The 4,678-nt window shown below is 61.8% G+C and carries 4 protein-coding genes and 1 pseudogene; 3 read left to right on the forward strand and 2 right to left on the reverse strand.

Going from position 1 to position 4,678, the window contains the following annotated elements:
• Positions 1–624, reverse strand: a 624-nt coding sequence (locus Q7T64_RS10205; protein WP_304795168.1) for a rod shape-determining protein, incomplete at its 3' end; no start/stop codon positions are given.
• A gap of 244 nt (positions 625–868) precedes the next feature.
• Between Q7T64_RS10205 and gatC the strand changes: the two genes are divergently transcribed.
• The 3 genes from gatC (at position 869) to gatB (ending at position 4,239) form a co-directional block, all read left to right on the forward strand.
• Positions 869–1,171, forward strand: a complete 303-nt coding sequence (gene gatC / locus Q7T64_RS10210; protein ID WP_304795169.1) for an Asp-tRNA(Asn)/Glu-tRNA(Gln) amidotransferase subunit GatC — start codon at positions 869–871, stop codon at positions 1,169–1,171.
• 120 nt (positions 1,172–1,291) lie between these two features.
• Positions 1,292–2,785, forward strand: coding sequence for an Asp-tRNA(Asn)/Glu-tRNA(Gln) amidotransferase subunit GatA (gene gatA / locus Q7T64_RS10215; protein WP_304795171.1), 1,494 nt, complete (start codon positions 1,292–1,294; stop codon positions 2,783–2,785).
• Positions 2,782–4,239, forward strand: a complete 1,458-nt coding sequence (gatB, locus tag Q7T64_RS10220) for an Asp-tRNA(Asn)/Glu-tRNA(Gln) amidotransferase subunit GatB (RefSeq protein ID WP_304795173.1) — start codon at positions 2,782–2,784, stop codon at positions 4,237–4,239. Before gatA ends, gatB begins: the two co-directional genes overlap by 4 nt.
• Before the next feature lie 119 nt (positions 4,240–4,358).
• Here gatB and Q7T64_RS10225 read toward each other — a convergent pair.
• Positions 4,359–4,678, reverse strand: a pseudogene (locus Q7T64_RS10225) (orotate phosphoribosyltransferase); the annotation flags it as partial.

A 4,678-nucleotide genomic window follows, 5' to 3' on the forward strand; every position in this document is an offset into this window, starting at 1 on the left:
GCCGTAGTTGCGGCGGATGTAGTTGACGATGGCTTCGTCGAACTTGTCGCCACCCACCCGCACTGAACCCTTGTACACCATGCCGCCCAGCGAAATGATGCCCACTTCAGTGGTGCCGCCGCCAATATCGACCACCATTGAACCGGTTGCCTCGGATACCGGCAGCCCGGCGCCGATGGCAGCGGCCATTGGCTCTTCGATCAGGAACACTTGCGATGCGCCGGCGCCGAGCGCCGACTCGCGGATGGCGCGGCGTTCGACCTGGGTCGAGCCGCAGGGCACGCAAATGATGATGCGCGGCGACGGCCTGAACAATTTCGTGTCGTGCACCATGCGAATGAACTGCTTGAGCATCTGCTCGGTCACGGTAAAATCAGCAATCACGCCGTCTTTCATCGGGCGGATTGCTTCAATGTTACCCGGCACCTTGCCCAGCATCTGCTTGGCTTCGCGGCCGACCGCCTGGATGGTTTTCTTGCCGTTGGGTCCGCCTTGCTGGCGAATGGCAACGACCGAGGGTTCGTCCAGCACAATGCCGATGCCGCGTACATAAATCAGCGTGTTGGCGGTGCCAAGGTCGATGGCCAGGTCGTTAGAGAAGTAACTGCGTAAAAATCCAAACATGGGTTTGTCCTGATCGCACCAGTAAAGGCGCTTATCGTGTGATGTGGGGAACGCTGCAGGTCGCGCCTGGTCAGGCACGGTCAATAGCGCGACATTCTACCTTATAATTCTGCCGGATTCGGATGAAGCAATTGGTAAAAATGGCCGAATATCACGCTGTTTTGCCAAGTTTTTACCGAAGAATAGACAACTTTTGCCATTTTAAAAATCTCGCCAAACCGCCTTCGCAAAGCGCACTGCCAACATGTCCCTAGCCCTTTCCGACGTCAAACGCCTGGCCGTACTGGCCCAGCTTGACCTCAGCGACGAAGCCGCTGCCGATACCCTGGCCAAACTCAACGACATCTTTGGCCTGGTGGAACAGATGAAGGCGGTCGACACCACCGGCGTGGCGCCGCTGGCGCAACCGATCACGGCCTGGGACCCGGACTTTTCGCTGCGCCTGCGCGACGATGTCGTCACCGAAGCCGACCGCCGGGAAGATTATCAAAAGCCGGCGCCCGCCACACAGGATGGACTGTATCTGGTGCCGAAAGTCATCGAATAAAAAAACGGGATTTTATCGGGCCCGGATAATCTCGGCCCCATATGAACAATGGACAATGGCCCGATGGAACAGGGCCGCACGGCGCCGGATTCCACAGCGTCCAACATTTTACCGAGTCTCATGCACAACAAAACCATCAAGGAGCTGTCTGCGCTTTTGCAGGGCAGGCACATATCGGCCACGGAACTGGCGCGCCACTATCTGTCGCGCATCGAGAACAGTGGCCTGAACGCCTGGTTGCACGTCGACCCGGCGCTGACGCTGGCGCAAGCGGGGGAGGCCGACCGCCGGCTGGCCGCTGGCGACGCCGGCCAACTGACGCCGCTGACCGGCATCCCGATCGGACACAAGGACATTTTCGTCACACGCGGCTGGCGTTCCACTGCCGGCTCGCGGATGCTGGCCAATTATGTGAGCCCGTTCGACGCTACTGTCGTGAAACAGTTCCTGCAGGCAGGTACGGTTACGCTCGGAAAACTGAACTGTGATGAATTTGCCATGGGTTCGTCGAACGAGAATTCCTGGTTTGGCGCGGTCAAGAACCCGTGGGATGAAACGGCTGTGCCGGGCGGCTCGTCCGGCGGCTCGGCGGCAGCGATTGCCGCCGGCCTGACGCCAGCGGCGACGGCAACCGATACCGGCGGTTCGATCCGCCAGCCGGCGTCCTTGTGCGGCGTGACCGGCATCAAGCCGACTTACGGTCGCGTTTCACGTTTTGGCATGATCGCTTTTGCCTCCTCGCTGGACCAGGGCGGCCCGATGGCGCGCACCGCCGAGGATTGCGCACTGTTGCTCAATGCGATGACCGGCTTCGATCCGGCCGACTCGACCAGCGTCGATCGGCCGGCCGAGGATTACACACGTGAACTGGGGCCGGGCCAGCCGGGCCTGCAAGGTCTGCGCATCGGCATCCCGCGCGAATACTTCGGCCCCGGGCTGGCGCCCGACGTCGAGGCCGCCGTGCGTGCCGCACTGAAGGAATATGAAGCGATGGGCGCGACCCTGGTCGATATCTCGCTGCCCAATACCGAACTGTCGATACCGGTGTACTACGTGATCGCGCCAGCGGAAGCGTCGTCCAACCTGAGCCGTTTTGACGGCGTTCGCTACGGCCATCGCGCCAGCGACTATACCGACCTGGCCGACATGTACCGCAAGACCCGCTCGGAAGGATTCGGTGAAGAGGTCAAGCGCCGCATCCTGGTCGGCGCTTATGTGCTGTCGCACGGTTACTACGATGCCTACTATTTGCAGGCACAGAAAATCCGGCGCCTGGTTGCGCAGGATTTCAAGCATGCGTTTGAAAAATGTGACGTGATCATGGGACCGGTTTCGCCCACCGTGGCCTGGGACCTGGGCGCCAAAGCGGACGATCCGGTAGCCAACTACCTGGGGGATATTTTCACCTTGTCCGCCAGCCTGGCCGGCCTGCCCGGCATGTCGGTTCCGTGCGGCTTCGGGCAGGGCGAAAAAAATGCGCGGCGGCCAGTCGGCCTGCAGCTGATCGGCAATTATTTCAGTGAGGCGCGCTTGCTCAATATCGCGCATCAGTATCAACAGCGCACCGACTGGCACTTGCGCCGGCCCCACAGCGCAGCGGAGGATCGGGCATGAACTGGGAAGTTGTCATCGGGCTGGAGACGCACACCCAGCTGACTACCGCGTCAAAGATATTCAGCGGCGCATCGACCCATTTCGGCGCTGCGCCCAATACCCAGGCCTGTCCGGTCGACCTGGCGCTGCCGGGTGTGCTGCCGGTCATGAACCGCGGTGCGGTCGAGCGCGCGATCCAGTTCGGACTGGCGATTGGCGCGACCATCGCGCCGCAATCGATTTTCGCGCGCAAGAATTACTTCTATCCGGACCTGCCCAAGGGCTACCAGATCAGCCAGTATGAAACGCCGGTGGTGCAAGGCGGCACCCTCAGTTTCATGCTGCAGGAAGGTGGCGAGCCGGTCTTGAAGACCGTGCAGCTCACACGCGCGCACCTGGAAGAAGACGCCGGCAAGTCGCTGCACGAGGACTATCACGGCATGACCGGCATCGACCTGAACCGGGCCGGCACGCCGCTGCTGGAAATCGTCACCGAGCCCGACATGCGCAGCGCCGCGGAAGCGGTGGCGTATGCCAAGGCGCTGCATTCGCTGGTCACTTGGCTGGGCATTTGCGACGGCAACATGCAGGAAGGCTCGTTTCGCTGCGACGCCAACGTGTCGGTGCGTCCGCGCGGACAGGAAGCCTACGGCACCCGCTGCGAGATCAAGAACCTGAACTCCTTCCGTTTCCTGGAGGAGGCGATCAATTATGAAGTGCGGCGACAGATCGAACTGATCGAGGATGGCGGCAGGGTGCGTCAGGAAACCCGGCTGTACGACCCGGACCGCAAGGAAACGCGCTCAATGCGCAGCAAGGAAGATGCGCAGGATTACCGCTATTTCCCCGACCCCGACCTGCCGCCGCTGGTGATCGCTGCGGACTGGATTGCCCGGGTAAAAGCCGGCATGCCCGAGTTGCCCGGCGCGATGCGCGAGCGCTTCGTGCAGGACTACGGCCTGCCGGAATACGACGCCGCAGTGCTGACGCAGTCCAAGGGCATGGCGACCTATTTTGAAGCCGTCGTGACCAGTGCCGGCCGCGAGCAGGCCAAGCCGGCTGCGAACTGGATGATGGGTGATGTTGCCTCGACCCTGAACCGCGAAAATGTCGATATCGCCGATGCGCCGGTCAAGTCGCACCAATTGGCGCTGCTGCTGACCCGGATCGCCGATGGCACGATCTCCAACAAGATCGCCAAGGAAGTGTTCGCCGCGATGTGGGAAGCCGGATCCGATTCGCCGTCACTGGCCGACGAGATCATCGAGGCCAAAGGCTTGAAGCAGATTTCCGACAGTGGCGAACTGGAAAAAATCATCGACGACGTGCTGGCGGCGAATGCGAAATCGGTGGAGGAATACCGCGCCGGCAAGGAAAAAGCATTCAATGCGCTGATCGGCCAGGCGATGAAGGCGACCAAGGGCAAGGCGAATCCGGCACAACTGACGGCCTTGTTGAAGCAAAAGTTAGGGTGACGGCGGCGATTGGCGGCGCACAGTGCGCCGTCCGGTTTCTCGCGCGGGGCAGCGGCTGCATCAGCCGCATGGCGCCCCGCATCCTTGGCTGGACCAGCAGCGCCTTGCGTAGCGTTACTTTACTGGCTGATCCCGTATCGGTCCCGATACGCCGCCACCGCTTCGCGATACTGCCCGAGCTCGCCACCGGCGTCCTGCCCTGACAGGTAAGCAAACAAGTCATCCAGGCTGGCGATTGCCACCACCGGAATGCCATACAGGCGGGTCACTTCCTGCACGGCCGACAAGGCGGACAATTCCTGGTCGCTGCCGGCGCGCTCCATACGGTCCAGTGCAATCAGCACCGCCGCCGGCGTGGCGCCGGCGGCGCGGATGATCTCGACCGACTCACGCACCGAAGTGCCGGCCGAAATGACGTCATCGACGATCACGACCCGCC

Origin of the sequence: Lacisediminimonas sp., from assembly GCF_030645335.1 — a bacterium.
In the GTDB taxonomy this organism is placed as follows: Bacteria; Pseudomonadota; Gammaproteobacteria; order Burkholderiales; family Burkholderiaceae_D; genus Lacisediminimonas.

What these genes read in the sequence shown, in the direction of transcription:
- gatB (WP_304795173.1), top strand. Translation starts at nt 2,782, where the DNA reads ATGAACTGGGAAGTTGTCATCGGGCTGGAGACGCACACCCAGCTGACT.
- gatA (WP_304795171.1), top strand. Translation starts at nt 1,292, where the DNA reads ATGCACAACAAAACCATCAAGGAGCTGTCTGCGCTTTTGCAGGGCAGG.
- gatC (WP_304795169.1), top strand. Translation starts at nt 869, where the DNA reads ATGTCCCTAGCCCTTTCCGACGTCAAACGCCTGGCCGTACTGGCCCAG.